At 60.4% G+C, this 25,494-nt stretch carries 20 protein-coding genes and 9 pseudogenes; 22 read left to right on the forward strand and 7 right to left on the reverse strand.

The features are described 5' to 3' along the window. Positions 1 to 18: 18 nt before the first annotated feature. Positions 19 to 248: pseudogene (locus ACSQ3F_RS24245) on the reverse strand (IS21 family transposase); the annotation flags it as partial. Here ACSQ3F_RS24245 and ACSQ3F_RS24250 point away from each other — a divergent pair. The 3 pseudogenes from ACSQ3F_RS24250 to ACSQ3F_RS24260 form a co-directional block, all read left to right on the forward strand. Then, positions 231 to 356, forward strand: a pseudogene (locus ACSQ3F_RS24250) (transposase domain-containing protein); the annotation flags it as partial. The pseudogenes ACSQ3F_RS24245 and ACSQ3F_RS24250 sit on opposite strands and share 18 nt — an antisense overlap. A 26-nt stretch (positions 357 to 382) precedes the next feature. Further along, positions 383 to 844: pseudogene (locus ACSQ3F_RS24255) on the forward strand (transposase); the annotation flags it as partial. 377 nt (positions 845 to 1,221) lie between these two features. Continuing rightward, a pseudogene (locus ACSQ3F_RS24260) lies at positions 1,222 to 1,497 on the forward strand (transposase); the annotation flags it as partial. 150 nt (positions 1,498 to 1,647) lie between these two features. Here the strand turns inward: ACSQ3F_RS24260 and ACSQ3F_RS24265 are convergent. Continuing rightward, on the reverse strand, positions 1,648 to 2,934 hold the full coding sequence (locus ACSQ3F_RS24265; protein ID WP_436102743.1) for a pilus assembly protein TadG-related protein: 1,287 nt from the start codon (positions 2,932 to 2,934) through the stop codon (positions 1,648 to 1,650). A 207-nt stretch (positions 2,935 to 3,141) separates the two neighbouring features. Between ACSQ3F_RS24265 and ACSQ3F_RS24270 the strand changes: the two genes are divergently transcribed. Genes ACSQ3F_RS24270 through ACSQ3F_RS24285 form a run of 4 tightly spaced genes read left to right on the forward strand, consistent with a single transcriptional unit; the run spans position 3,142 to position 6,669 of the window. After that, positions 3,142 to 3,654 (forward strand): A24 family peptidase, encoded by a 513-nt coding sequence (locus ACSQ3F_RS24270; RefSeq protein WP_436102744.1) that lies wholly within the window; start codon positions 3,142 to 3,144, stop codon positions 3,652 to 3,654. A gap of 33 nt (positions 3,655 to 3,687) precedes the next feature. After that, entirely contained in the window at positions 3,688 to 4,479 is a 792-nt protein-coding gene (gene cpaB, locus ACSQ3F_RS24275) for a Flp pilus assembly protein CpaB (RefSeq protein WP_436102745.1), read from the forward strand. A gap of 25 nt (positions 4,480 to 4,504) precedes the next feature. Next, a complete protein-coding gene (locus ACSQ3F_RS24280; RefSeq protein ID WP_436102746.1) occupies positions 4,505 to 6,247 on the forward strand; it encodes an AAA family ATPase in 1,743 nt (580 codons plus the stop codon). Beyond that, on the forward strand, positions 6,244 to 6,669 hold the full coding sequence (locus ACSQ3F_RS24285) for a TadE/TadG family type IV pilus assembly protein (protein ID WP_436102747.1): 426 nt from the start codon (positions 6,244 to 6,246) through the stop codon (positions 6,667 to 6,669). Before ACSQ3F_RS24280 ends, ACSQ3F_RS24285 begins: the two co-directional genes overlap by 4 nt. An 18-nt stretch (positions 6,670 to 6,687) precedes the next feature. Here the strand turns inward: ACSQ3F_RS24285 and ACSQ3F_RS24290 are convergent, their stop codons facing one another. Next, entirely contained in the window at positions 6,688 to 7,182 is a 495-nt protein-coding gene (locus tag ACSQ3F_RS24290) for a pilus assembly protein N-terminal domain-containing protein (protein ID WP_436102748.1), read from the reverse strand. A 268-nt stretch (positions 7,183 to 7,450) separates the two neighbouring features. On the opposite strand from ACSQ3F_RS24290, the gene ACSQ3F_RS24295 reads away from it, so the two are divergent. The 4 genes from ACSQ3F_RS24295 (at position 7,451) to ACSQ3F_RS24310 (ending at position 11,169) form a co-directional block, all read left to right on the forward strand. Continuing rightward, positions 7,451 to 7,612 carry a Flp family type IVb pilin gene (locus tag ACSQ3F_RS24295; RefSeq protein WP_436102749.1) on the forward strand — a complete coding sequence of 54 codons (162 nt, stop codon included), beginning with the start codon at positions 7,451 to 7,453 and terminating at the stop codon, positions 7,610 to 7,612. Positions 7,613 to 7,713: 101 nt separating this feature from the next. After that, positions 7,714 to 9,141, forward strand: coding sequence for a CpaF family protein (locus ACSQ3F_RS24300; RefSeq protein WP_436102750.1), 1,428 nt, complete (start codon positions 7,714 to 7,716; stop codon positions 9,139 to 9,141). A 46-nt stretch (positions 9,142 to 9,187) separates the two neighbouring features. Then, positions 9,188 to 10,189 (forward strand): type II secretion system F family protein, encoded by a 1,002-nt coding sequence (locus ACSQ3F_RS24305; protein WP_436102751.1) that lies wholly within the window; start codon positions 9,188 to 9,190, stop codon positions 10,187 to 10,189. Positions 10,190 to 10,197: 8 nt separating this feature from the next. Further along, positions 10,198 to 11,169 carry a type II secretion system F family protein gene (locus tag ACSQ3F_RS24310; protein ID WP_436102752.1) on the forward strand — a complete coding sequence of 324 codons (972 nt, stop codon included), beginning with the start codon at positions 10,198 to 10,200 and terminating at the stop codon, positions 11,167 to 11,169. Between the two features lie 206 nt (positions 11,170 to 11,375). Here the strand turns inward: ACSQ3F_RS24310 and ACSQ3F_RS24315 are convergent. The 4 genes and pseudogenes from ACSQ3F_RS24315 to ACSQ3F_RS24330 all read right to left on the reverse strand — a co-directional run. Then, positions 11,376 to 11,849, reverse strand: a pseudogene (locus ACSQ3F_RS24315) (GlxA family transcriptional regulator); the annotation flags it as partial. Between the two features lie 265 nt (positions 11,850 to 12,114). After that, positions 12,115 to 13,608, reverse strand: a complete 1,494-nt coding sequence (locus ACSQ3F_RS24320; RefSeq protein WP_436102753.1) for an HlyD family type I secretion periplasmic adaptor subunit — start codon at positions 13,606 to 13,608, stop codon at positions 12,115 to 12,117. Positions 13,609 to 13,613: 5 nt separating this feature from the next. Beyond that, on the reverse strand, positions 13,614 to 15,368 hold the full coding sequence (locus ACSQ3F_RS24325) for a type I secretion system permease/ATPase (protein ID WP_436102754.1): 1,755 nt from the start codon (positions 15,366 to 15,368) through the stop codon (positions 13,614 to 13,616). 72 nt (positions 15,369 to 15,440) lie between these two features. Further along, positions 15,441 to 19,046, reverse strand: a complete 3,606-nt coding sequence (locus tag ACSQ3F_RS24330; protein ID WP_436102755.1) for a DUF5801 repeats-in-toxin domain-containing protein — start codon at positions 19,044 to 19,046, stop codon at positions 15,441 to 15,443. Positions 19,047 to 19,618: 572 nt separating this feature from the next. On the opposite strand from ACSQ3F_RS24330, the pseudogene ACSQ3F_RS24335 reads away from it, so the two are divergent. The 11 genes and pseudogenes from ACSQ3F_RS24335 to ACSQ3F_RS24385 form a co-directional block, all read left to right on the forward strand. Then, positions 19,619 to 19,930 (forward strand): annotated as a pseudogene (locus ACSQ3F_RS24335) (glycine betaine ABC transporter substrate-binding protein); the annotation flags it as partial. A 193-nt stretch (positions 19,931 to 20,123) separates the two neighbouring features. Continuing rightward, positions 20,124 to 20,435 (forward strand): type II toxin-antitoxin system RelE/ParE family toxin, encoded by a 312-nt coding sequence (locus tag ACSQ3F_RS24340; RefSeq protein ID WP_436102756.1) that lies wholly within the window; start codon positions 20,124 to 20,126, stop codon positions 20,433 to 20,435. A 12-nt stretch (positions 20,436 to 20,447) separates the two neighbouring features. Then, positions 20,448 to 20,729: a helix-turn-helix domain-containing protein gene (locus ACSQ3F_RS24345; protein WP_436102757.1), complete on the forward strand. Its 282-nt coding sequence runs from the start codon at positions 20,448 to 20,450 to the stop codon at positions 20,727 to 20,729. A gap of 158 nt (positions 20,730 to 20,887) precedes the next feature. Continuing rightward, a pseudogene (locus ACSQ3F_RS24350) lies at positions 20,888 to 21,653 on the forward strand (DUF4158 domain-containing protein); the annotation flags it as partial. Positions 21,654 to 21,911: 258 nt separating this feature from the next. Then, positions 21,912 to 22,178: a type II toxin-antitoxin system ParD family antitoxin gene (locus ACSQ3F_RS24355; RefSeq protein ID WP_436102758.1), complete on the forward strand. Its 267-nt coding sequence runs from the start codon at positions 21,912 to 21,914 to the stop codon at positions 22,176 to 22,178. After that, positions 22,175 to 22,471 (forward strand): type II toxin-antitoxin system RelE/ParE family toxin, encoded by a 297-nt coding sequence (locus tag ACSQ3F_RS24360; RefSeq protein WP_436102759.1) that lies wholly within the window; start codon positions 22,175 to 22,177, stop codon positions 22,469 to 22,471. The genes ACSQ3F_RS24355 and ACSQ3F_RS24360 overlap by 4 nt, the downstream gene beginning before the upstream one ends. A gap of 167 nt (positions 22,472 to 22,638) precedes the next feature. Then, positions 22,639 to 22,869 (forward strand): hypothetical protein, encoded by a 231-nt coding sequence (locus ACSQ3F_RS24365; RefSeq protein WP_436102760.1) that lies wholly within the window; start codon positions 22,639 to 22,641, stop codon positions 22,867 to 22,869. Positions 22,870 to 23,077: 208 nt separating this feature from the next. Continuing rightward, positions 23,078 to 23,623: pseudogene (locus ACSQ3F_RS24370) on the forward strand (transposase); the annotation flags it as partial. Positions 23,624 to 23,810: 187 nt separating this feature from the next. Further along, positions 23,811 to 23,951, forward strand: a pseudogene (locus ACSQ3F_RS24375) (IS110 family transposase); the annotation flags it as partial. A 150-nt stretch (positions 23,952 to 24,101) separates the two neighbouring features. Further along, positions 24,102 to 24,752, forward strand: a complete 651-nt coding sequence (locus tag ACSQ3F_RS24380) for a DUF433 domain-containing protein (RefSeq protein WP_436102761.1) — start codon at positions 24,102 to 24,104, stop codon at positions 24,750 to 24,752. Continuing rightward, positions 24,749 to 25,165: a DUF5615 family PIN-like protein gene (locus tag ACSQ3F_RS24385; protein ID WP_436102762.1), complete on the forward strand. Its 417-nt coding sequence runs from the start codon at positions 24,749 to 24,751 to the stop codon at positions 25,163 to 25,165. Before ACSQ3F_RS24380 ends, ACSQ3F_RS24385 begins: the two co-directional genes overlap by 4 nt. Positions 25,166 to 25,494 lie beyond the last annotated feature (329 nt).

Below are 25,494 nucleotides of genomic sequence, written 5' to 3' on the forward strand. Positions count from 1 at the left end.
GTGAGTGTCTTCCTTTCTTCACTGGTAATAGGAGCTGCCGCGGATGTTGCCGTGCGCTGGGGCGGCTTGACCGGCTCGGCAACAGGCGGAGCCTGATCGAGGCCGGATTTGAGGATGGTGCTGACGGAGGAATAGCTGAGCGCATTGATCGTCAGTGCCCGATCGCACGCCGCCTCAAGACGCTCGGGCCCGTACCGGCGCGCCAGCGATAGAACGCCTTGAGCGGCGCGGTATGGCTCGCCGACGTGCTGGCCCGTATCGCAGATCTTCCTGTCTCCCGCCTGCATGAACTGCTCCCGTGGACGTGGAAAAGGCTACGTGAGGCCGAAAAGGCCCAGGATCAGTACATCGCCTGAGCGACAGCCTCACCATACTTCAGCCAGTGCGCCTGCGCGCGATCCAACTCCGCGGCCTTCCGCGTATGGATACGGAGAACCAGGCTGCGAAGCGTTTGATGACGATACCAGGGGTCGGTGCCGTCACGGCCGTCTCCTACGTTGCCGCGATTGAAGATCCAGAAAATTTCCGAACGTCGCGCTCCGTTGGCGCCTGGTTCGGGCTGACAACGCGGCGCTACCAGTCGGGCGAGGTCGACTATGACGGCCATATCTCGCGAAGAGGCGACAACCACCTGCGCGGACTGCTTTACGAAGCCGCGACGGTGATCCTCACAAGAACCGGTGTCAGGCGCGAGTACAGTCTCAAGAGCTGGGGGCTTAAACTGCGTGAGCGGTTGGGCTTCAAGCGTGCCGCGGTGGCGGTCGCCCGAAAGCTTGCGGTCATCATGCACAGCATGCTCAAGACAGGAGAATGGTTCAACGCATTGGCTGGCGCCACCGCATAAGCGAGGTGCCAGCCTTCTTATCTCAGCGCGTCAAACTTGATTTGAGGCACTGAGCGTCCCTGCTGTGGACGTGGGTTGGATCATTCCGTTCAGGGTGGCTGCAGCTCGTTGAGACTGCGCCTGAAACAAAGGAAGATCCTACCTGCGAAGACATCAATCACCAGAGGCACGGATCGTCAGAAGGTGCTTGACCTCACCACGCCGAATAGAGAAGACAACCACCCGGCGGAATTATGTCCGTCGGACGCGCCGATATGCAAGATAAGGTATTCAGCTTCACGTCCCTCCCAGGCGCTGGGTAAAAAGGCACCGCTTTTCGAGCTCATGGTAGACCTGGTCTGTTTGAAACAGGCACAATCGTCAGAAAGGAAGTAGGTGTCTTTGCAGATGGCAGCTATGCGGGCGACAAGCTGAAAAAGAGGCTGCAGAAAATCGGGAAATGGACACTCGAAATCATCAAGCGTTCCGGCAAGGCCAAGGGTTTTGAAATCCTGCCGCGCCGCTGGGTCGTCGAGCGCACCTTCGCCTGGTTGGGTCGATGCCGCAGGCTGGCCAAGGACTTCGAAAAATCCGTCGCTTCAGCAGAAGCATGGATAACCATCGCCCACATCCGCATGCTCACCAGACGCCTTGCAAGATATGGATATCGTTGAAGCCTTTTCGAGTCCGACTCTGACGTGACAAGGTAAAAATTGTGCCGCGGGGGGTCGCCATCTTCCACACGGGCTCCTAATGTCCTGAGCCTAGGAAAGCGGGCGCAATACGGCCTCGCCCGCATTTCCCACGGGCGTTGAAGCAGAATTCTATTCGATAAGCGACACCGTTCGACCTACGAGGATCTCGTCCGTTGGTGAAGCGCAGGTTTCCATCGTCGAATTGCCCGTGAATGTCACCTGGTCCGCAACAATCTGGGTGCAGCCTCCGGAAACCGTGGAGTTTCCGGTGAAGTCGATGCGGGCAGTCGGCATGTAGAGGTTTCCCTCCAATGTCGATTCGGAGTTGCCGGTCACCTGGTGAACCACGCCCGTCGTGTGACGGCTGCCGAAAAAGAGCAGGCCGGCATAGGGCCCGCTGGTCGGGGCGGACAGATCGATATCGCCGTTGCCGAGCAGCTTCGCTGCCGCCGAATTGGCGAAGAACAAGGTGACCCCTTCGCCCGAGAGCTTCGCCCCCGCAGTCACCGTGAAATCGCCACCGTCTATGATGTACAGGCCCGGCTTCAGAGAGATCGTTCCTTTGATCTCCAGTCCGCCACAGAACCGGATCGCCTCTTGCCCGTTCGCAAGCCGGTCGAACGTGTAGGTCGAATTCGAGACATAGGCGAGCGTTCTGCAGGGAAGCTGCTCGATGTGCAGTTTCTCCGGCTCGGCGACGGATGCAAAGGGGTCCGCCGTCGGCGGGGCGCGTTCGACAGGTTCATAACACCCGGTAAGCGTGAGCCCCGTCGTCGTGACGGCTTCGCCGACCGTGTAGACGCAGTCGGTCGACATCACAGCGCTGCCGTTCTTCATCAGAAAAGCGTCCGCAGCGTTTGAATTGGAGACCACGCTGCAGCCCGACAAATGAACTTCCGTCGAGCCGGTCACCGTCACCGCGCCGGACGCGGAGCTCGACAAAGCAAGCACACAGGCCTTCGAGCCGCCCTTAATCTCGGCAACGGCGCGGGCCCCGATCTCCATGGGCTCGCCGGAGAAGATGGATGAAAACAGGCGCGGATACGTCTCGCTCAGTGCCACCGTTATTTTAGCGTTGCCCGCGGTCGGGCCGGACTGGGTGCTGACGGTCATGCTGCCGGGCGAATAGCTGGACGCGCTCGCAATTCTGAGCGCGGTGGCCTCCAGGGCCAATTGCTGGTCGCCCGCCCGGTGGCGCACGGCGGCCGCATGCGCGGAGACGTCCGCCGCATGCTGCAGCTTACGCTGTTTCAGGTACCAGTAGCCCGTTTCGGCACCCAGGCCCATTGCGCCAATCAGCACGGGGAAGGCGATCGCGGCGATCACGGCCACTGCACCACGCTCGTCCCGTAGCAATCGACGCGGAAGGCCGCGTGACCGGGGAGGCGGCTTTTTGGCGCCGATAGTGTCGTTCATTCGGATGTCCTGCATCCCGCTGTTCCACACCAGACCATATATCGTGGCTCGGCGAGGCTTGCGATTCGACCGGTTGGCCTAGTCCGGGCCGCGCGCCTTGTTCGGCTCGTCTAGGCCATCAGGTCGAATGGCGATTTCGCGGTCCAGACGGCACATTTCGCGGGAATTGAAACCGGCCCGTCGGGGCCTCGCGAAAGGCACCTGAAGATGATTTCCACATCCGCCGCTTGGTTCGCATTCTTCCTGTTCGCCGGAGTGATGACCTATGCCGGCGTCAAGGACGTGGCGACGATGACGATATCGAACCGCCTGGTGGGCTCACTGGCGATCGGCTATGCCATTCTTGCGCCGGTCGCCGGCATGGACCCGACGACGATCTCGTTGAGCATTTTCGTTGCCTCCGCCGCGTTGGCCTGCACTTTCACGTTCTTCGCCTTCGGCTGGATCGGCGGCGGTGACGCAAAACTGCTCCCCGTGGCAGTGCTCTGGCTCGGTGCCGACCTCGCTCTGCATTTCGTCGTCTACGCATCGGTGTTTGGCGCAGCTCTGACGCTTGCGCTCATCCAGTTTCGGAGGGTCCCTCTGCCGATCGTCCTGAACGGACGCGCTTGGTCCAGCCGCCTGCACGCGCGTGAAGCGGGCATTCCTTATGGGGCGGCGATGGCGCCGGCGGCATTGCTGCTGCTACCGGAGAGCCATTGGTTCTCCGCCCTCGTCTGACGCCGCACTGACGACAACACATCGAGGTAAGCCATGATCCGCATCGCCATTCTCTTGCTCGCCCTGACCTCCGGGGGCATTGCCTCTTGGTTGGCGCTCGGCGTCTCCAATCAGCCGACAGCCGCGGCTGCCAATGTACAAAAGACGCCTGCGCAGGAGGTGCTCGTCGCGTCTTCCGAACTTCCCCGCGGATCGGTTCTTGAGGAGACCCACATGCGTTGGCAGCCCTGGGAAGGCGACATCCCACCGGTGTTCATCAGCCGCAGTTCACGGCCGGATGCGACAGAGGCGCTCAAGGGCATGCTCGCCCAGAGCAGCTTCGTCGCCGGGGAGCCGATCCGAGAGGACAAGCTCGCTGCGCGCGGCAGCGGTTTCCTCTCCAGCATGCTGCCCTCCGGAAAACGGGCGATCGCCGTTCGCGTGACGGCGGAAAGCACCGCCGGCGGCTTCATTCTGCCCAACGACCATGTCGACGTCATCCACACCGTCGCCCGCCCGGACTCCTCGAGCAAGGACGGCAAGGTCGCCAGCCGCGCGATCCTTTCCAACATACGGGTGCTCGCGGTCGATCAGACCGTCTCGGAGGGAGCCGATGGCACCTCCGTTGTCGGAAAAACCGCGACACTCGAGGCGGATCCCGAACAGATCGCCATCATTGCAGCGGCGGAAGCCTCCGGCTCGGTTTCGCTCGCACTCCGGGCTGTCGCCGACAACCAGGAAGCGCCGGTTGTCGAAACGGAGGGAAACCGAAGGGGCGTCGTACGCATTGTCAGTGGAGGGCGCATGTCGATGGTCGAAGTTCCGTCCCGCTCTGACGGCAGTTGATCTAGTTCACGGAAGTGTCGGACAAATGAAACAGCTCGGTAACGAAACCCAAGCAACGCTCCATGTAGCGGCCACTCCGCCGCTGTTGTCCGTCCCGAAGGTGGAGATCGCCGTCTTCTGCCGGTCGGAGGCAGTGGCTGAGGCGATCCGCGCCGCAGCGACCGACCGTCGCTTGGCGCGAGCCACGGTGACGGTAAAGGACGGGGGAATAAAGGAAGCCACGACCCTCTATGGTGGCGTCACCTCGCCGAACCTCGTCGTCGTCGAGAGCAATGACGATGAAGTCCGGTTGATGGCGGCGCTCGAGGCGCTGGCGGTGGAATGCGTGACCGGCACGAAGGTCATCGTCATCGGCCGGTCCAACGATGTCGGCCTCTACAAGAAGCTTCTGGACGCCGGTGTAAGCGACTATCTCGTCTCGCCGCTCGAGCAGCTGGAGTTTGTCACGGCGGTCCAACGCTGTTTCCGCGACGCCACCGAGAAGCTCGGGCGGGTCGTCGCCTTCATCGGCGCCAAGGGTGGAACGGGCTCCTCGACGCTCGCGCACAATGTGGCGCTCGCGATGTCGAAGCACGCGGATGCCGATGTGCTGGTGGCCGACCTTGACCTCCAGTTCGGCACTGTCGGCCTTGATTTCGATGTAGAGGCGACACAAGGCATGGCCGACGTGCTCAACAGCCCCGATCGTCTCGACGACGTCCTCCTGCGGCGTCTGAGCGTGCCCTACGCGGATCGACTGCACCTGCTTCCGTCCACCGCCGACCTCAATAGGTTCTTCATCCTCAAGGAAGGCCATGTCGATCATCTGCTCGATGTCGCTCGGTCCAATTCCTGGCACATCGTGGTGGACTTGCCTCACATCTGGATGCAATGGACGCGGAAAATCCTGCTGGAGGCCGACGAGATTGTGATCACCGCAACACCGGATCTGGCCAGCATGCGCAACGCCAAGAACCTGATCGCGCTCCTGAAGAGGGAGCGTCCCAACGATCCGCCGCCGAGACTCGTGCTGAACAAGAGCGACACGCCGAAGCTCCCGGAGATCAAACCGAAGGACTTTGTCGCAGCGGTGGGGCTCGAGGAGAGCGTGTGCGTTCCCTTCGATCCACAGCTTTTCGGCAAGGCGGCGAACAATGGCCGGATGATCATCGAGACGGCGCCCGATTCCAAGGCGGGGCGGGCGATGGTTTCGCTTGCATGGCGGGTTGGCGGGACGAGGGAGAGACGAACCAGGCAAAAGGGCCTCAAAGCATTGATTCAGCGGGTCTTCAAGCGCGGGGCGGCGAAGGCCCCGTCCACCCTCCGCAGGAAGGTGAGCGAGCTGAAGACGTCCGAAACTGGCGTTTCCGCCGTGGAATTTGCGCTGATTGCTCCGGTGCTCGCGCTCTGTCTCGTGGCCACGGCCGATGTCGGACTTGCGATTTCCGAACGGATGGCGATCGACCATGTCCTTCGCGCCGGCGCGCAAGCCGCCATGGCCGATCCCGGCGCGACACAGGTCCACAAGGTACTGCAGTCTACGCTTGCTCAAAGCGCAAGGCCGGCCAATGTCATGCTGGCGCCGGTGATGCGCTACTGCGCCTGCCCGGAAAACGCCGATGTCACACCCGAGGTTGCGCCGGACTGCGGAACGACGCTGTGTGCCGGGGCGGCCCCGCAATTCGTATATTATCGCCTGGAGGCGGCGAAAGCCTATCAGCCAATGTCTCTGCCCGAGGTGCTTCCGGCCTTTAAGCTCGGTTCCACCATGCAGGTGCAGGTCCGATGACGGCGTCGCTCTCGACCCTTCGTCGCGCCTGGTGCAGCCAGTCGGGCGCAATGGCGGTCGAATTCGCGCTAGTCTGTTTTCCGCTGCTCTTGCTCGTCCTCGGGATCGTCGAATTCGGCCGCGCCCTTTATGTACGAAACGACCTGTCCTACGCCACCGACATCGCGGCTCGGACGGTGCTCATCGGGCAGATTGCGCGCGACGCGCCCGACAGCGAGGTACAGGCAAAGCTGGAGAGCGCCGTACGCGACAGTTTCGACGGTGGTGATCCACTGCTGCTGCAGGTTTCTGTCAGTAAGGAGACGGTGGACGGGATCGCATTTCGTGTGCTGTCGGTCCGCTATCCGTTCACCTTTTTCCTGCCTGGACTGGCTGAGAGCCCCGTCAGCCTCGGACTGTCGCGGCGCATCCCGATCGGATGACCGAGACTGGCGGGAGGGTCATGGCCCGCCGGCGCCGGTGGAACCGCCGCCGTCAATGACTTGCGGCGTTGCGCCAGGTGGATTTCCTTCGCCGGATTGAACCGGATCGCAGCGCTCGGAGCAGCTGTAGGTCGCCCGTCCATTGCCCTCGTCTACGGTGATCAAACGACCGCCCGCAGCGACCACGTCTAGGACGACATTGGCAACCTCGGCGCCCTCGGCGTCCATCACGATCAGGTTCGTCGATCCCGGTGTCTTGCCGGTCAGAATTACCGTTTTGTCGTCGCTGAGGGTCGCCTGTGCGATGGCCGGATTACCGATGATGACTGTACTCGCAGGTCGATCGAGTATGAAAGGTCTTGCAAAATCGACGATGACCTTCACCACGCCATCTGTTTGGCGGGCGGGCTCCTGCGCGTTAGTGGCCCCCGGCCGATCTTCCGCAGCTTGAACCATACTCACCGCGGCGCATAACGCCAATGCGAGAACAGGCCATTTGACGCCGATGCGCATTCGACCACTCCCGTTTGTTGCCGATTCAGGTGAACGGACGGAAGCATCATTCGTTCCGGTTACTATAGCATTATCGCGGAGTGATCGATCGGACTAGGCCATCAGGCCGATCCTATCCGGAAGGGGTATCGACCATCAGGCCGAATGGATCAAAAGGGTTAACAAAGTCTATATGGAGGCCACACAGCAAGCGGGCAACGAGGCAGAATCCGACCCGGCCGTGTGATGCAGAACTGGATACAACCCCAACCCACTGAAGGATCGAACCATGAAGAAACTCCTTGTTCGCTTTGCCCGCAACGAATCCGGCGCGACCGCCATCGAATACAGCCTGATCGGCGGCCTCATCGCCGTCGCTATCATTGCCGCGGTAAGGACCGTCGGAACGGATGTCGCCGCGGTGTTCACCAGCATCTCCACCGCGATCTAATCGGCGAGCAGCAACATGTTGCAGAGCAAGGCGGCGACACCCGTCTCCGCCAGCTCGTTCTACACCATCGCAGTTTGATTGAAATCAGGTTGGCGACGTCGATGTTCGGTAAGAAATCCATATCGGAGCAGAAAGTTCTCGAGACGGTAGCGCTGCCGGAGGTAGCAGAGCCGCAAGCCGTCCCGATGCCAAGCCAATCTCTGAGGCTTGCCGAGCCCGTGGCGGTCGCCAAGCCGGAAAAGGCTGAGCAATATTACAGCCTGAAGAAGGAAATCTTCAGCGCCCTCATCGCCACCATTGATGTCGCGGCACTCTCCAGCATGGACGGCGACCAGGCACGCCAGGAAATCGGCGCGATCGTCAACGATATCGTCGCGGCCAAGAAGACCGGCATTTCCATGGCCGAGCAGAACGACCTGCTGCGCGATATCTGCAACGATATTCTCGGCTACGGCCCTCTCGAACCCTTGCTTGCACGCGACGACATCGCCGACATCATGGTGAATGGTGCAAACCAGGTCTTTATCGAAGTCGGCGGAAAGGTGCAGGAAACGGGCGTCCGTTTCCGCGACAACGAGCAGCTCCTCAACATCTGCCAGCGTATCGTCAGCCAGGTCGGCCGGCGCGTCGATGAATCGAGCCCGATCTGCGACGCTCGGCTCGCCGACGGCTCGCGTGTCAACGTCATCGCGCCTCCGCTCGCGATCGACGGACCCAGCCTGACGATCCGCAAGTTCAAGAAGGAGAAGCTGACCCTCGATCAGTTGGTACGGTTCGGCTCGATCTCGCCGGAGGGCGCCGAGGTCCTCAAGATCATCGGCCGTGTGCGCTGCAACGTGCTCATTTCAGGCGGCACAGGCTCCGGCAAGACGACGCTGTTGAACTGCCTCACGGGCTATATCGACCATGGCGAGCGTATCATCACTTGCGAGGACGCGGCCGAGCTGCAATTGCAACAGCCCCATGTCGTGCGCCTCGAGACCCGGCCGCCGAATATTGAAGGACAAGGTGAAATCACCATGCGCAGCTTGGTCAAGAACTGCCTGCGCATGCGGCCGGAACGGATCATCGTCGGCGAGGTCCGCGGGCCGGAGGCTTTCGACCTGCTGCAGGCGATGAACACCGGTCACGACGGTTCCATGGGGACGCTGCACGCCAACTCTCCGCGCGAGGCGATCTCGCGCGTCGAGGCGATGATCACCATGGGCGGGCATTCCCTGCCGGCCAAGGCGATCCGGGAAATGCTCGTCTCATCGGTTGACGTGATCGTGCAGGCGGCGCGTCTGCGCGACGGTTCGCGTCGCATAACACACATCACCGAAGTGCTCGGCATGGAGGGCGATGTGGTGACGACGCAAGATCTCTTCGTCTACGACATCCTTGGAGAGGACGGAAAAGGCAACATCATCGGACGACATCGTTCCACCGGCATCGGCCGCCCGGCCTTTTGGGATCGCGCCCGCTATTACGGTGAAGAAGCGCGGTTGGCCACCGCCCTTGACGCCGCCGAGACAAAGGCGGCCGCCTGAGAGTGCCGAAACTCACCAAAGCCATCCTGACACAGGTCGAACGAACATGCTGAGCTCTTCGATATTTCCCGTCTTCGTCTTTCTCCTGGGATCGACCTCAGTCGGGGGCCTGTTGCTCGCTGCGTTCTATCCACAGGCCACCAAAGCCAGCGCCTACCGGCAGAGATTCGAGCGCGTCGCGGCGCGGACCGAGAGCAGGCGGACGGAGCCGGCCGACGAGAACGGCCGCGACCGCCGTCGTTCGGTGGAAAAGACGCTTCGCGAGATAGAAGAGAAGCAAAAGGCGAATGCGCGCAAAGGGGGAAAGCCTAGGCTCGGCGTCAGGCTCCGCCAAGCGGGCCTCGGCTGGTCGCTCAGGTCCTATTATCTCGCTTGTGCCGGCGCCGGCTCCGCCGCCTATGTCCTGATGCTGCTTCCGGGGTTTGGCGCCTTGAGCGCGCTGGGTTTCGCCGTCGCGGTCGGTTTGCTCTTGCCACACACCTATGTGAACGCGAAGCGCAAGGCGCGGTTTAAGCGGTTCGGTGCCGAGTTTCCGAATGCAGTCGATGTGATCGTGCGCGGGCTCAAGGCCGGCTTGCCGATGACCGACTGCCTGAGGGTGATTGCGGCCGAGGCGCAGGAGCCGGTCAAAGGCGAATTCGTCACCATCGCACAGGACCAGACGCTTGGAATCCCCGTCGACGAGGCCGTGCAGCGCATGTGCGAGCGCGTACCGCTGCCGGAGGCTAATTTTTTCGCCATCGTCATCGCAATTCAGAGCCGTACCGGCGGTAGCCTTTCGGAAGCGCTCGGAAACCTTTCCAAGGTGCTTCGGGAGCGGAAGAAGATGAAGGGCAAGATCAGGGCCATGAGCGCAGAGGCGAAGTCCTCCGCAGGCATTATCGCCGCCCTGCCGTTCTTCGTCTCCGGCGCCGTGTACCTCACCAGCCCCGACTACATGTCGCTTCTCGTCACGACGCTGACCGGCAAGATCGTTCTCGTGGGCTGCGCCCTGTGGATGAGCATAGGCACTTTCGTCATGCGCAAGATGATCAATTTCGATTTCTGAGATACGACATGAACCTCGCTACCCATATCCCCGATCCGGACCAGTTCTCTGCCATGATGGCTGGCTTCGCCGCCTTTTCCGCCGTCGTTGCCGTTTCCTGGCCCTACATCTTCCGCGATACGCTTGCCGAGCGCATGCGCAAGGTGGAGGATGAGCGCGAACGCATTCGCCAGCGCGAGCGCACGCGGCTCATTGCCGAGAAGCGCAACGTGTCTCTGCGTGCCGAACCGAAGCGCCTGTTCCAGACGATCGTCGATCGCTTCAACCTTGCAAAGCAGGCGGAGGGCGGAGAAATCGTCCGCAAGCTGAGCATGGCCGGCTATCGCGGCCATGCTCCGGTGACGACCTTTCTCGCGATTAGACTGATAGCCCCGTTTGTGATCTTCGCGGCCTGCCTGCTCTATCTGCTGCTCATTGTTAGGCCGGAGGCGCCGCTCATGGCCGTAATTGCGGTGGCCGCCGGCGTGGGATCGCTTGGATACTTCGCTCCAGCGATTTACATCAGGAACAGGATCACGAAGCGGCAGCAGGCGATCCGCCGGTCGTGGCCGGAGGCGCTGGACCTGTTGTTGATCACCGTCGAAGCCGGGATGGGCATCGAAAGCGCCTTTCGTAAGGTGGGCGAGGAAATCGGCACGCAATCGCCGGAAATTGCGGAGGAAATCCTCCTGACAACGGCGGAGCTTTCCTATCTGCAGGACCGGCGGCAGGCCTATGAGAACCTGGGGCAGAGGACCGGCATGGAGGGCGTCCGCGCCGTCGTAACCAGCCTTATCCAGGCCGAAAAATATGGGACGCCTCTTGGTCAGGCACTTCGCGTGATGGCGCAGGAGAACCGCGATATTCGCATGAGCGAGGCTGAGAAAATAGCGGCGGCTCTTCCCCCCAAGCTGACCGTGCCGATGATCCTGTTCTTTCTGCCTGTTCTGTTTGCGGTGATCATGACTCCCGCCGCCATTCAGATAGCCGGGATGCAATGAATTTGGGGTACTGCAATTCTCAAGAGACGCGATTGGCTGGTTCTGTTGCAAACCCATTCATTAGGATCGGTATGGCATTGATCTCCGGTAATGTTCCGGAGATTGGCAATGTTTAAAGGTCGGCATTTCGAGCAGTCGGTGATCTTGCTGTGCGTGCGTTGGTATCATCTCAAATTAGGTGCCCGCGAACCCCACGGTCTCCTGATTCATGGTGCCATTGCGCTTTCGCGCGCGTTACGCCGGATCGTCTGGGGCGGCTGTCCCAGCGTCCGCAGAAAAGCCCGGCGCATGCGATCACTATCGGCAAAGCCGGTCTCCTCCGCGATCACGTCCATGGAGTGGCGACCTTGTTCCATCATCAGCCGCGCCGCCTCCACGCGCCGGTTCTCCACCGCCTTGGCGGGCGACTGCCCCGTCTCTGACCGGAAGGCCCGGCTGAACTGACGCGCGCTCAAGCCCGCCGCATCCGCCAGTTCCTCCACGGAGAGAACGCTGCGCAGGTTGGCCTTGGCGTAGTTGACCGATTTCTGGATCCGGTCCGACTTCGGGTCCAGTTCGAGCAACGCCGAGAACGGCGATTGGCCGCCGGCCCTGCGGTGGTAAACCACGAGCTTGCGTGCGACCGAGCGGGCGACGTCTTGGCCATGATCCTTCTCGACCATGTCCAGCCTGTCGTCTAATCGCGGTAGAGCGCTCCAGTACCGTTTCGATGGCGGCGAACTCCTCTGCGAGCGGATCTTCCTCGGACCGCATCGACAGCCCTCCCACTCCCCAAAGCTCCCCCCAGGCGGGCGCGGAGTACCGCGGGTGCACGGGTGAGCTCGTGGGTCGGCGGGCGGATGTCCATGTGGGCGTCGTGGAGGACGAGGTCTTCCCGGTAAACGAGCTCGCCCTCGAGACCCGGCGCCTCAGCCGCGTCGCGGAAGGCCGAAGCGCCTGCCGCAGTCAATCTTCCCGGAGGCCCTTGGTGAGCGAGTCGAGCAAGGGACGCAGCAGATAGTCCAGGAGAGTTTGTTCGCCCGTCAGAATCATTACCTCGGCAGGCATACCCGGGCTCAGCCGTACATCTCGCATCCGCCCAAGTTCCGCCCGATCAACCTCTACCTTGGCCAGGAAATAGGCCTCTCCCGAGCGGTCGTCGATCAGCCTGTCCGCCGATATCGTGCGCAAAATCCCATGGACCTGGGGCAGATTGCGCTGTCGATATGCGGTCAACAGAACGCGGGCCCTCATGCCGGGTCGAATCGTGTCGATGTCGATCGGTTTAACGCGCGCATCGACGATGAGCCCAGTCTCCGACGGTACGATGTCGAGAAGGGGCTCGCCCGGCCCGACGACGCCGGCTTCGGTCGTTACCCGCACGTTCATCACGGTGCCGGCGATCGGTGCTGCAATGACCGTTCGGCTGAGAACATCGGTTCGGGATGGCAATTGGCTGCGTAGCTCCGCCAGGCCTGCCCGCACCTTTGTCAACTCCTCGTTTGCTCGCTCCTTATCCTCCTGGCGCAGCGTGAGAAGCTGCATTTCTGTCTCGCCAATCTCCTGCTTGTCGCGCGCTATGCGGGCCCGGTTCGCCGCCTTTTCGGCGCGAATTTTGGCTCGCTCGCGCTGGAGTGCAAGTAGCCGCGGGAGGCGCTCAAGGCCTTTTCCATAGAGCACCTCCACGCCCTCGATCTCCTTGCCGATCAGCGTGAGCTGCGTGTCCTGGGCGGCGACTACTTCGTGCAGGCCGCTGATCTCTTCCTCCAACTGCTTTACGCGCTGAGCAAGAATTCGCTCTCTACCTTCCTGGGTGGCTCGACGACTATGCAGGAGGTCCCGCTGGCCCATCACTGTACTGTGGTCGTGGGCGATCCCCAACGTCCTCAATTCCTCTGGAAACCCAATCTCTTCCGCGCCGGTCTGCTCGGCGATGAGGCGTGCTTCCATCGTCAGCAGATGGACATAGCGTTCCCGCAGCTCGTCATAACCGCCGCGGGCCTGTATATCCTCGAGCGTCACGAGCTTCTGCCCTTTAACGACCCAGTCGCCTTCCCGAACATGGATCGCCCGAACGATCCCGCCTTCGAGGTGCTGAATGGTTTTACGGCTGCCATCGGGGCTGACCACAGCAGGCGCAATGGCGGCGCTTGCCAGCAGAGCGGTCGACGACCAACCGCCAAAGCCAGCAATAAGGAGCAGAAAAGCAGCATAGCCCAACCTGCGGGGCCAGCGGGTCAGATTCGCGAGGCTCGGCCCCCCGGTTCCCGATGAGCGTCTCGCAAAAGCGAGCCAAAGCAGAATCATCGTGCCGCCCAACAGGCTGAAGAGCGTGACACCGACAGCAATCTGCGCCGCCGCTCCGGGATCAGTCCAACCCGCCGCCCGGAACAGCTCGAGGTACCAGGCTTTCTTGAGCGCGGCGAACTCCTGCAATTGCGCGATGAGCGAGCCCCACATGGACGTTATTCCGCGTGCATCGGCGTCGGGTCCGCGCCGTTGGAACGCTGGCTTACCGTAGCCCCCGGCGCTACGACGCTGATCTGACGGCGACCGCTCGTGGTCATCTTCTGAACCTGATCGCGGTTGTTGAACATCACCACGCTGCCTTCTTTCAGAACCAGGATCTTGTCGGTTAATTGCAGCGGTATAAGCTGGTGCGTGACGATCAGAACCGTCCGCCCCTGCTGCTTCAGGTAAGTCAGTGCCCGGATCAGCGCTTGGTCGCCTTCGCTGTCCAGATTCGAGTTCGGCTCGTCCAAGACGATCAACGGTGGGTCGCCGAACAGCGCACGCGCGAGCCCAAGGCGCTGTCGCTGGCCCAGTGAAATCCGGCTGCCGTGCAGGCCGACATCGGTTTGGTAGCCGTCCGGGAGGTGGAGGATCAACTCGTGAATGCCAGCACGCTTTGCCGCCGCTATGACTGGGGCGCTCTCTACCTCCCGTAGGCGGGCAATGTTCTCGGCAACAGTGCCGGGGAAGAGCTCCACCTGCTGAGGGAGGTACCCGACGTATTGGCCCAGATCCTCGGAGTCCCAAGCTGAGACCTCCGCTCCGTCGAGGCGCACGTGGCCGTCGGAAGGCTTCCACGCGCCGACAACAAGGCGACAGAGGCTCGACTTGCCGGCGCCGGAAGGTCCGACAATGGCACCGGTCTGGCCAGGCTCCAGCACAAAGGAGACATTCTTAAGAATGCGGTCCCCCGAGTTCGGCGCGAGGTAACAGAGTCCCTGCACCACCAGTCTGCCTTGAGGGCGCGGCAGGCGGACAGGCTTCGCCGCAGCCGTCGTGACGCCGAGGAGGCGTGTCAGATTTCGATGTGCAGCGCGCGCGGAAACAAAGCTGCGCCACGCCCCGATCGAGCGCTCGATCGGGGCGAGCGCGCGACTGAGGATAATTGACGCGGCGATCATGCCGCCAGCGGTCAATTGCCCCTTCAGCACATAATAGGCACCGAGTCCGAGAATTAGAACCTGCAGCGCAAGGCGCAGGGCACGAGTGCTGCTGACGATGGCAACCGTCGTCTCGGCTAGGCGCTGCCGTTCGGCCTGGGCGTCGCGGCGTTGCGCCTGCCAGCGCGCGAGAACCGTGCTGGTCATGCCGAGCGGAGCGATGGTTTCCGCGCTCTCCACATAGCGAAGCGCATCCGCCTGGTTGTGGCGCAGCGCGACGCTGGCGCGTTGCTGCCGCCCCCGAGTGAGGAAGTCGTTCGCCAGGGCGGCGAGAAACAGAATCACGGCGCCGGCGGTTGCGAGCGTCCCAAGCCCAGGATGTAACAGCCAGACAACCGTGATGAAAACGGGCGTCCAGGGTGCGTCAAGAAACGCGAGAACGCCGTCGCCGCCGACGAAGCCGCGCAGATCGGCTACATCCTTCAGACCGGCATCCGCGCCGGTGGCGCCGGCGAGGCGCGCGTCCATCGATCGACGGATGACAGGACCGCTCAATTCACCCTCCAACCAAGCGCCGATGCGACCGAGAATCAATCGGCGCGCTTGCTCGAAGAGGCCGTAGACGGCGATAGCGGCGAGCGCCATGACCGTCAGCCAGAGCAGCGTATCCATCGAGCCGCTCGCCAGCACTCGGTCGTAGACCTGCAGCATATAGAGGGCGCTGACCAGCAACAGCAGGTTGGCGACGAAGCTAAACGCGATGAGCGTCGGAGCTTGGCGCCTGATCGCGGCCATCACCGCGGTGAAAGAATGTTCATTGCACTGCATGACAACAGACTCGAATCCACGATCGGGCGGTATGCCGGCTGTGCGCCCAAGGGGCGCACAGCCGCTTGCCATTTAGGCGATCACGCCGTCAACGTGGTCGTCGTCGAAAATGCCGGTCCCATCGATCCCAATCGAGAAGCTGTCGCTGTCGGTATCCCCGTCCGCGTCGGCGATCTGAACCGTGAAGTCGAGCTTCTCGTCAGGCGTTGGTTGCGTCTGGACGAGGCTGAAGCCGCCGATATCGAAGGTGTTGTTGTCGTTGCCGGAAATGCCATCTGCGTTGCTGATGTTTTCGATCAGCACGCGGTCATGGTTTCCGCTCGTCGTCCACTGCACCTTGTCGCCGGTGCTCAGGCCGGTGATTATCAAGTTGCCGTCGGCGTCGATCGAGGCTTCCGGAGTAAATTGCGTATTGCCTGTCTTGACGACGAAGTCGGTGATCGAGAACGACGTGATGTTGACGTGCGTGTCGTTGGTGAGCCCGTCGACGAAATTCACTCCCGGTTCCGCGGCGGTGCTGAAGGCCGAGATCTTGACGGTGACGGGTCCGACGCCCGGATTGGTCTGGTTAACGGTGAAGGACGCCGCGGTCGCATTGAACACGTTCTGGAAGTCGATGTTGGCTTCGATATCGGCCTCGTTCTGGTCCAGATTGGGCACGAGGAAGTTCGTGTTCGCGCCCGTGACGTAGGTGATGAACGCGCCCTCATCGGGGTTGATCTGGTTGCCGTTGACGCCGAACGAGGTGGTACTGCCGGCCTGGCTGATATTGAGCACATCCTTGGTGTTGATGTTTCCGCCCTGGGATTGATTGAGCGGGTCCTGCCCGATCACCACGATTTGCGTGGAGGTCGGATCGCCGAAGGTCATGAACAGGTTGCTGCCGGAGGGTGCCCCGGCGAAGCCGAAATTCACCTCCGCGGGCGGAGGATTTTGGAGGACATCGAAGGTATAGTTGCCGCTCGACAGGGTCAGCTTGAAGAAATCGATGTCTCCGGCGGTGTGTGTGCCGCTGGCATCAACATCCTTGAAGTACGTAGCGACAGTGTTGTTGTTGGTAAGGTCCCTGAGCAGCGTTACCTGCGAGGACGTGCCGTCCAGTATCGTCAGGGTCGCCGGCGAGCTCGTGATGCTATAGGTTGCCGGGTCGTCCGCCCCGACCACTCCGCTGAGCGTCTTGGTCACGGTGCTGCCAGCAGCGAAGTCCACCAGCCCATCGCTGATAAGTCCGATGGCCGGGCCGTCGTCCTGGAATTGCACGGCATCGCCGATACCGGTCGAACTGGTCGCGGTGTCGCCGTCGCCGTCGGTGACGGTCACCACCGCCAGCAACGCACCGTCGGTGATGTTCACCGACTCGTCGTGACTGGCGCCCGGGGTCGGATGAAGGATCGAAGCATACTGCGCCACGCTGACGACCCCGGTCGCGCTATTGATGGCCACTGCAAAGGCTGTCTGCCCTGCAGCCCCGCCGATGCGGCCGACCACCAGGTCGCCTTCCTTGAACAGGAAGATGCTGGTGCCGTCGGTCGTGTCGAGGCCGGAATCCACCCCCGCGGCGGACACCGCCAGCGAGAACGCCGTCGTGCCGCCCTCCTGATCGGCGCCGAACGAGCTTCCGGTTGAGCTCACCACCGCGCTTGGGTCCTGTGCGTACCCGGTTGGACTGAGGTCGGTGCTGATGTTGCTGACGCCCGCGAACAGGGCGATGACCCCTGCCGCAGTGGTGTCGTCTGCATCGGCCTGGTTGCCCGCGGTCTCGTCATGCGCCACCGTCGGAGCACCCTGGACAATGCCCGCCGTCGGGCCGTCGTCCTGGAATTGCACGGCATCGCCGATACCGGTCGAACTGGTCGCGGTGTCGCCGTCGCCGTCGGTGACGGTCACCACCGCCAGCAACGCACCGTCGGTGATGTTCACCGACTCGTCGTGACTGGCGCCCGGGGTCGGATGAAGGATCGAAGCATACTGCGCCACGCTGACGACCCCGGTCGCGCTATTGATGGCCACTGCAAAGGCTGCCTGCCCTGCAGCCCCGCCGATGCGGCCGACCACCAGGTCGCCTTCCTTGAACAGGAAGATGCTGGTGCCGTCGGTCGTGTCGAGGCCGGAATCCACCCCTGCGGCGGACACATCCAGCGAGAACGCCGTCGTGCCGCCATCTGTACCCGTAGAACTGCCGGTTGAGCTCACCACCGCGCTTGGGTCCTGTGCGTACCCGGTTGGGCTGAGGTCGGTGCTGATGTTGCTGACGCCCGCGAACAGGGCGATGACCCCTGCCGCAGTGGTGTCGTCTGCATCGGCCTGGTTACCCGCAGTCTCGTCATGCGCCACCGTCGGAGCACCCTGGACAATGCCCGCCGTCGGGCCGTCGTCTTCGATCACGATCTGCTGGCCGACGAACTCCGAGGCGGAGCTGGACGTCACGATACTGAAGCCGCCGATGTCGAAAGTGTTGTTGTCGTTGCCGGAAATGCCATCCGCGTTGCTGATGTTTTCGATCAGCACGCGGTCATGGGTTCCGCTCGTCGTCCACTGCACGGTGTCGCCGCTGCTCAAGCCGGTGATTATCAAGTTGCCGTCGGCGTCGATCGAGGCGGCCGGAGTATATTGCGTATTGCCTGTCTTGACGACGACGTTGGTGAGCGAGAACGACGTGATGTTGACGTGCGTGTCGTTGGTGAGCCCGTCGACGAAATTCACCCCCGGTTCCGCGGCGGTGTTGAAGGCCGAGATCTTGACGGTGACGGGTCCGACGCCCGGATTGGTCTGGTTGACGGTGAAGGATGCCGTGGTTGCATTGACGACGTTCTGGAAGTCGATGTTGGCTTCGATATCGGCCTCGTTCTGGTCCAGATTGGGCACGAGGAAGTTCGTGTTCGCGCCCGTGACGTAGGTGATGAACGCGCCCTCATCGGGGTTGATCTGGTTGCCGTTGACGCCGAACGAGGTGGTACTGCCGGCCTGGCTGATATTGAGCACATCCTTGGTGTTGATGTTTCCGCCCTGGGATTGATTGAGTGGGTCCTGCCCGATCACCACGATTTGCGTGGAGGTCGGATCGCCGAAGGTCATGAACAGGTTGCTGCCGGAGGGTGCCCCGGCGAAGCTGAAGTCGAGCTTCTCGCTCGCCGCGAGCTTGAGGGTGTTGCCGAGATCGACCGCGTCATCCGGATTGGTGCTGTCGCCATGGAAGATCGGCACGTAGGTGACGATGTTGAAGGTCACCTGGGCGCTGGTGAAGTCGGCGTTGATCCCGTCCTGCTTGAAGATGACGAAGGCAATCGCGTCGGCACTGCCGTTGCCATCGCTGTCATAGCGGCCGATCACAGTGTCGTCGCCATCGGCAAAGAGCAGGATATTCTTGCCGTCGACGGTGTCGAGCCCGCTGTCGTCGCCGTCGAGGGCGCCGCCGCTCCCGTCGGTGAACTTGAGGTCGGTAAGCTGGCTGCCTGCTGAGGCATTAACGGTGACCGAGTTCGTCTTGGTCGCGACGCCGACGCTGGTCGGGAACGTCGGGCTCAGCAGGAGATCCGTCTCAAGATAGGTCCGGATCGAAGCCGGCAGCGAGGAGTATGCCACATCGGTGTCGGTAAAGCCGTCGGTGCTGTCGCCGATTTGCAGCCCGGTGGTCTGGTCGTTGACGGCCTCGTCGTTGAGGATAAAGGTGATAGCCATTGCTGTCCTCCCTATTCGCGTGCCTATTCGCGTGATCTATCCCGGCGGGCGCCGCACGTCCTCGACACCACGTGCCCTGGCCGGTGCTGTGGTAGCTGTGTGGTAGCTGTTAACCAAAGCATGCGGAGATATGAGGCGCGGAGGCCGTAACTATGCCGCCGTACCTCCTGAGGCTTTTCTGGTGGACATTTCCAACTCCGCGGCTCTGCGCCGCTGATCCGAAATGGGACCGCAGCGCACGAAAACACGCCCTCCCACTTGGCGACTGATCCATGACCAACCGCCCGCAAATATTAGCAACAAGAAATATTATAACGCCCTTATTATTTTGTGGCAATTAAACTCTTAGTACTATTGGATTTTCTATTCGTAACAGCCTGAATTTGCACTACAAATGCTGACTAACTGTTGCCAGCGCGGTGAGTTGCTGGAACAGGGACTAGTTCGATTGGAGTATGTCTTTCCTGGCGCTTCGCCGGCGGAACATCGAGGTGTCTCTGTATCGCCTTGAAGACTCTCCGGGCGAGGCGCGCACGATTTTCTTGCTGGATGTCTTGGGACAGCGCTGCTGGGATTTCTCCGACCTTAAGAGGTTCGCCGAAAAATTCGAACGGAAAATGTATGGGATTGAGCCGGGCTCGAACCAATTGATGCTTGATGCGATCAAGGATCCGGCGCTCGGCCTTGAAGACTGGGAGATGGTCGAATCAAGCGAGCAGGGGATGCTTTCCGAGGTCGTCCGGCGCTCGCGCGATAAATCCTTCGTCGTCTTCCAGGGATGGGCGCCGCATCCGATGAACACGGTCATCGACATGAAATACCTGACGGGCGGCGACAAGTTCTATGGTCCGAACTTCGGTGCGGCGACCGTCTCCACGCAGGTGTCTATGATCCGCTGCTGCGGGCCGCGGCGCATGCGTTGATCGCTGAATTCGAACGGCCAGGTCCACCCGATCTCGCGTATGCGGAATCCCTCGTTCGTGCCGTCGCGCACCACCTCATTCGGCGCTACTCAATTGAACATATGAGCGAAGGTTCGCCTTGCTCGTTTATACAAGTTTTGATATAAGGCAGGTTATGAAGCGTCTCGAATTTCTCGGAGACTCCCTGGAGCAATTGCGGGACTTTCCCGAGGATGCGCGCAAAGAGGCGGGCGTCCAGCTGCACAAGGTGCAGCTGGGGCTTGATCCAAGCGACTGGAAGCCGATGACAAGCGTCGGGGCAGGGGTGCGGGAAATTCGTATCCGCGACGAGGCCGGAGCCTTTCGGGTGCTCTACGTCGCGAAGATCGAGGACGCGGTTTACGTGCTGCACGCTTTCCAGAAGAAGACGCAGCAGACCGCGAAACGGGATTTGGACTTGGCCGCATCCCGATTGCGGCAAATCTAGCGGAGGCTCGCTATGGAACGTCAGAGCTTTGCGAATGTATGGGACGCCTTGGAAGACACGCCACAGGAAGCGGCGAGCATGTCTATGCGCTCCAATCTCTTAATTGCCATCGAGCAGCGTGTGCGGAGCTGGAATGTCACGCAGGCCGAGGCGGCGCGGCGGCTTGGCATCACGCAGCCGCGCCTTAACGATCTGCTTCGCGGCCGGATCACTAATTTCAGTCTTGATACGTTGATCAACCTAGCCACACAGGCGGGGCTTTCGGTGCGGTTGGATATCGCCGACGCCGCATAGTTGAGTGAATGTGTATATACGCTTTTGAGTGTATGAGTTCTTGTGGAATAGGCCCAGTCGGCCCGAAGCTGCGATTTTGGCCAACTTGAAAAACGTTGTGGGAACATCGCTTGTGGGATTGACCAGGTAAACGCCGGTTCGTGACATTGCGCTCCAAATTGAGGAGCGTTGCAGCGAGTACGGGTATTTCGTGTTCGGATTTCGTCGGCCAATGGAGCCTGAGCTTTGCCGACATTGATTTCATCAATTCCAAACCGGCGGTAACAAGGTTGGGTCCTGGCAACGCAGTTGAAGTTCTTCAGCGCACGCGGTTTTTTCGCTGACGATGGCACATTGGTCCCGAACGATGCTGCCGAATACCTAGCCGAGCAGATCGGCGTCCGAGCCGACGAACTGTCCGGCTATGATTTCGGCGGGAGAACTGCCCGTCGGCATTGCGCCGAGATTTTACAATATCTCGGATTTCGCCGCATGAAGCGGGTGGACCGGGAAGCGCTGTCTTTCTGGATTATCGACGAACTTTGCCCGTCCGGACAGCCCGTCAGCGCTATGCTTGAGGCGGTGTTCCTCTGGTGCCGGGATCGCAATATCTATGGTCCTTCGACCAAGGAACTGGAACGGCTGGTTCGCTCGCAACGCCAGCAATATCTGGACGGTTGGCTTCATGAGGTGAGCGCCGCGCTTCCACCTGAGACTGTTGCAGCGATGGAAAGCTCCCTGGCCGACGCGGATGGACCGACGGGCTCCAATGCAATGAAAGCCGATGCAGGTCGGGCAACGCTGGACAACATTCTCGAAGTCACCGAGCGGCTGGCGTTCATCCGAAAGCTCGCTCTTCCCCGGATTTTTCTCTCGAACATCAACCCGGGGTGGATTGAACATGTCGTCCGCCGCGTTTCCGGCGAAAAGGCGTCGGAGAGCCGAGTGGGCAAGCGGTCGAGCGTCCGTTGAACGATCCCCTTACGGACTGTGACAAATACCGCTGACAATCAGTGCCAAATAGCGATAAAGGTCACACCGACCCTTTTGTGACCTTCCCGGCGTGTCACATTCGACTGTCACTCTGAGGTGCACCCTAATGTGATGGACCGAATAAGTGGATATAGGACGACATGATACGATCTTGATAATAGTTGATAAATATGCCATCTTAGACCCAGTTCGACTGAACGAGGATTCAACATGATCAGTGCCGATCTGGGTAAACAACTCGAAAGTTATGTTAAGCAGCTCGTCGATGCGGGTCGCTATGGTTCGAAAAGTGAAGTGCTGCGGGAAGGGGTGCGGCTGATTCAGGATCGTGAGACGCGCCTTGCCGCCCTCGATGCCTCGATCATGCGCGGTATTGCCGATGCTGACGCGGGACGAACGAAGCCAGCGAGCGAAGTTTTTGACCGACTGGAAGCAAAATACCGCGCTATGGCTGAACAGGCCGAAAAGTCCGCATGATCGTTGAATTTTCGGACGAAGCAGAAAGTGACCTCGAACAGATTGCGGACTACATCGCAAAAGATAATCCGCGTCGTGCTCTTTCATTCGTTCAGGAGCTACGCGGCAAGTGTGAGGCCCTTACGGCCTCTCCGAAGGGCTTCCCTTTGGTGCCTCGATATGAACAGCACGGCATTCGCCGTCGGGTTCATGGCAGTTACCTGATTTTCTACCGTGTGGAAGATGAGCACGTGGTCATTGTCCACGTTCTGCATGGTGCAATGGACTATGCCGCCATACTGTTTGAGGGCTAAGTCGATGACGGAGGATTTCAACCGCCAAGATTTCTCAGACCTGCCGCCAGAAGACAAAATGGGCTTTGCGGTTCCGAAGACACCGACCCACTCGCTCATGCTTTTGAACAGCTACATGCGCACAGACATGCTGCAGCACATCCATTTGCGTCTTCATCAGATGAGAGATGCAAACGAGCCAGGATCGCCTTTGCACCATATGGCGAAAAGTCTCGAACGGGGTCATCGACACCTACGACGGCATAAATCTGTTCGAGTGCTTTACCCGCAACCACTTCCACATCGATCCGGATTACGAATTCCGGCCGGAACAGGATTACCTCCACGACATCCGGTTGATGAAGCACCACCTCAAATGTCACAGGAAAACGATCAAGGACCTGGATAGCTGGCGCTGACCGAGCCATCCGGGAAAAGTCGGCTGATCCCTTATGTAGGTTTTCTGTTCCGTTGCTGATACTGCTGGCGAATTCATTTTGGCGTTAACTACGGTTGGCTGGGTGCGGCACTACGACTCACCTAGGATGGTGGTCGCCTGCGAGTCAAATACCAGCGCCGCCATTAGAATCGAAGTCATCCCCGCCTTTGATTCTGCACAGGATGGCCATGTCGCTTCAGCCAAGAGAAATCGCCCCGGTTCCTGAGGATACCCGCCGTGTCGCCCATGCGGCCTTTCCCAAAGGAAATATTTATATCCGCATGCGAGATGAGATAGGCACAATCTTCAACGATCCGATGTTCGCGCCCCTGTTCCCGGCCCGTGGCCAGCCAGCCCAAAGCCCCTGGCGTCTGGCGTTGATCACGGTGATGCAATTCGCGGAGGGCCTGTCCGATCGTCAGGCCGCCGACGCGGTTCGCGGCCGGATCGACTGGAAATACGCTCTGGGCTTGGAACTAACCGATCCCGGTGGTGACGCTTCGGTGTTGTGCGAGTTTCGCGGCCGTCTCGTTGATAGTGGCGTCGGGGCAGCCGTGCTCGATACGATGCTGTCGCGGTTCAAAGTGCGTGGCCTCTTGAAGGCCCGTGGCCAGCAGCGCACGGATTCCACCCATGTCCTGGCCGCGATCCGCACCCTCAACCGGCTGGAAACCATCGGCGAAACTTTGCGCGCGGCTCTAAACTGCCTGGCGACGGCTGCGCCGGACTGGTTGACCGGCGTGGTCATCCTTGAGACCGGGAACGACAGCTTCCGCTTCAAGAACAGCTCAGCGCACGAAGCCAAAACCAGGAAGGAGAAAAACAGGAACTTGGCCACCACACCAGACCCGAAGCATACATAAAAGGCGGGTCAATTCTCGGCGGAAACGCCGGGTCAGTTCCTAGTGGAAATCAACACTCCGAGAGCTGAAAGTCCCAAGCAATCCTGAAGATCTGATCCGGATCTTGAAGGATCCTGCCATACCGCTCGTCCGGATCGGACTCGGGGCCGGTCCACTGTCACAATGGCTGTTTAGCGGGATGGTGGAAGCTGGCCTGCCTTAACCGCCGCGCTTTAGCCGCCGCTGGATGAAAGTTCCATGGCAGGTCAGCTGAACCCCGTAGCGTCACTGTGGCTGAGACGAGACATTGAATTTTTCCCTTCAATCATATATATTCCGACGGACCGGAAGATTTAGCGTGGAGCCAATCATGTCAGTTGCTGAGATGTTGAAAACGACCGAAGCTGCGGTCGTCTCGCACGTCGCACTTCGCGACGTAAACAGAGTCATCGACGAGGGCATTCTGCCGGAAGCCTTTTTCTCGGTAGATAACGGGCGTCACGTGTTAGCTGCAGCATGCACTCTGATTTCATTCTACTTCGAAAGCGCGGAACGCCTCACGTCTGAGGAGCGTCTCAATACCATTCGGTGGGCGGAGCCCAGGCTGAGTGAATGGAGGGCGTTGAATTTTTCTTCGTTGGTGAAAATAGACTGGACCATGCATCACGACTTTCTGGCCATCGACCTTGCTCCATTTGTGCGAAAAATGGTTGAGCGTCTTGCCAGCCTTGAGGCGGCGCGCGCCATGGTTGTCTCTTCACCCGATATCTTGGGGGGAACGCCGGTGATCCGAGGCACACGTATCCCTGTCCATGACGTGGCTGCCTCAGTCACTGCTGGCTATTCTCTTGAAGACATTCTCGAGGCCTATCCCGTCCTTTATGCAAAACAGGTGGAGCTGGCGACAGTATATGCCGATGCCAATCCGCCGCGTGGGAGGCCGAGGCCGGTGACTGAATTGCCTATCGGAGCAACAATTATTACTGATCGCCGCGTACCGCGACGCAGGAAAGCGGTATGAGGCTATTGATTGATGAGTGCCTGAGCCCTCGGCTCGCAACGATGTCGCAGACGGCAGGCTATGGAGAATCGTCTCATGTCGTCTGGCTCGGAAAAAGCGGATGGAAAGACTGGGAACTAAAGCCGCTCATCCTTGACGGAGATTGGACTTTCGTAACGAAAAACTCGGTTGATTTTCGCGGGTCCGCTGCGAACCCAGGGTCAAAGGGCCAGTATGCCGATGTTGCTCTGCATGCTGGCCTGATTTGTTTGAACGGTCCCGACACAATGGAGTTGGCGATGCAGGTGGAATTGTTCGATGAGGCTCTCATAGAGTTGTCTATGAACAGTGACCTTGTGAACCAAGTGCTCGAAATCAACATGACCGACCAAGACGAAATTCATGTGCTTCGCTATCTGCTGCCGGCGGAGTAAATTTTATTACCTGGAGGCCTATAGACACGCCATAACACCTCCTCACCGATAGCTGCATATCAATGAAAGAAGAACGGCAAACACGGCAAGAGCAGTGCCGGGTGATGTCGGCTACGGACCCAGCACACGACATGCCAGGCCCTATCATTCAGCGCAGCTTTTGGTCGATTCCAACCGCTGACCGAGAATTGTCAGTTGGTCGCGGATTGCTCGCAAACCCGACCTATGTCGCGCGGAGACTTCTCGTTCTGTGCTCAAATGATCGCATAATATCTCATGCGCAGGTAAGCGACGGCCCGACGTCTTTTCGGGTGGGTCATCAACGTCGA

The organism is Pararhizobium sp. LjRoot238, assembly GCF_964252955.1.
Taxonomy (GTDB): domain Bacteria; phylum Pseudomonadota; class Alphaproteobacteria; order Rhizobiales; family Rhizobiaceae; genus Pararhizobium.

Excerpts from the sequence above, each read along its gene's own strand:
- ACSQ3F_RS24265 (WP_436102743.1), bottom strand. The coding sequence starts at position 2,934 with ATGAACGACACTATCGGCGCCAAAAAGCCGCCTCCCCGGTCACGCGGC.
- ACSQ3F_RS24270 (WP_436102744.1), top strand. The coding sequence starts at position 3,142 with ATGATTTCCACATCCGCCGCTTGGTTCGCATTCTTCCTGTTCGCCGGA.
- cpaB (WP_436102745.1), top strand. The coding sequence starts at position 3,688 with ATGATCCGCATCGCCATTCTCTTGCTCGCCCTGACCTCCGGGGGCATT.
- ACSQ3F_RS24280 (WP_436102746.1), top strand. The coding sequence starts at position 4,505 with ATGAAACAGCTCGGTAACGAAACCCAAGCAACGCTCCATGTAGCGGCC.
- ACSQ3F_RS24285 (WP_436102747.1), top strand. The coding sequence starts at position 6,244 with ATGACGGCGTCGCTCTCGACCCTTCGTCGCGCCTGGTGCAGCCAGTCG.
- ACSQ3F_RS24290 (WP_436102748.1), bottom strand. The coding sequence starts at position 7,182 with ATGCGCATCGGCGTCAAATGGCCTGTTCTCGCATTGGCGTTATGCGCC.
- ACSQ3F_RS24295 (WP_436102749.1), top strand. The coding sequence starts at position 7,451 with ATGAAGAAACTCCTTGTTCGCTTTGCCCGCAACGAATCCGGCGCGACC.
- ACSQ3F_RS24300 (WP_436102750.1), top strand. The coding sequence starts at position 7,714 with ATGTTCGGTAAGAAATCCATATCGGAGCAGAAAGTTCTCGAGACGGTA.
- ACSQ3F_RS24305 (WP_436102751.1), top strand. The coding sequence starts at position 9,188 with ATGCTGAGCTCTTCGATATTTCCCGTCTTCGTCTTTCTCCTGGGATCG.
- ACSQ3F_RS24310 (WP_436102752.1), top strand. The coding sequence starts at position 10,198 with ATGAACCTCGCTACCCATATCCCCGATCCGGACCAGTTCTCTGCCATG.
- ACSQ3F_RS24320 (WP_436102753.1), bottom strand. The coding sequence starts at position 13,608 with ATGTGGGGCTCGCTCATCGCGCAATTGCAGGAGTTCGCCGCGCTCAAG.
- ACSQ3F_RS24325 (WP_436102754.1), bottom strand. The coding sequence starts at position 15,368 with ATGCAGTGCAATGAACATTCTTTCACCGCGGTGATGGCCGCGATCAGG.
- ACSQ3F_RS24330 (WP_436102755.1), bottom strand. The coding sequence starts at position 19,046 with ATGGCTATCACCTTTATCCTCAACGACGAGGCCGTCAACGACCAGACC.
- ACSQ3F_RS24340 (WP_436102756.1), top strand. The coding sequence starts at position 20,124 with ATGAAGCGTCTCGAATTTCTCGGAGACTCCCTGGAGCAATTGCGGGAC.
- ACSQ3F_RS24345 (WP_436102757.1), top strand. The coding sequence starts at position 20,448 with ATGGAACGTCAGAGCTTTGCGAATGTATGGGACGCCTTGGAAGACACG.
- ACSQ3F_RS24355 (WP_436102758.1), top strand. The coding sequence starts at position 21,912 with ATGATCAGTGCCGATCTGGGTAAACAACTCGAAAGTTATGTTAAGCAG.
- ACSQ3F_RS24360 (WP_436102759.1), top strand. The coding sequence starts at position 22,175 with ATGATCGTTGAATTTTCGGACGAAGCAGAAAGTGACCTCGAACAGATT.
- ACSQ3F_RS24365 (WP_436102760.1), top strand. The coding sequence starts at position 22,639 with ATGCAAACGAGCCAGGATCGCCTTTGCACCATATGGCGAAAAGTCTCG.
- ACSQ3F_RS24380 (WP_436102761.1), top strand. The coding sequence starts at position 24,102 with ATGTCAGTTGCTGAGATGTTGAAAACGACCGAAGCTGCGGTCGTCTCG.
- ACSQ3F_RS24385 (WP_436102762.1), top strand. The coding sequence starts at position 24,749 with ATGAGGCTATTGATTGATGAGTGCCTGAGCCCTCGGCTCGCAACGATG.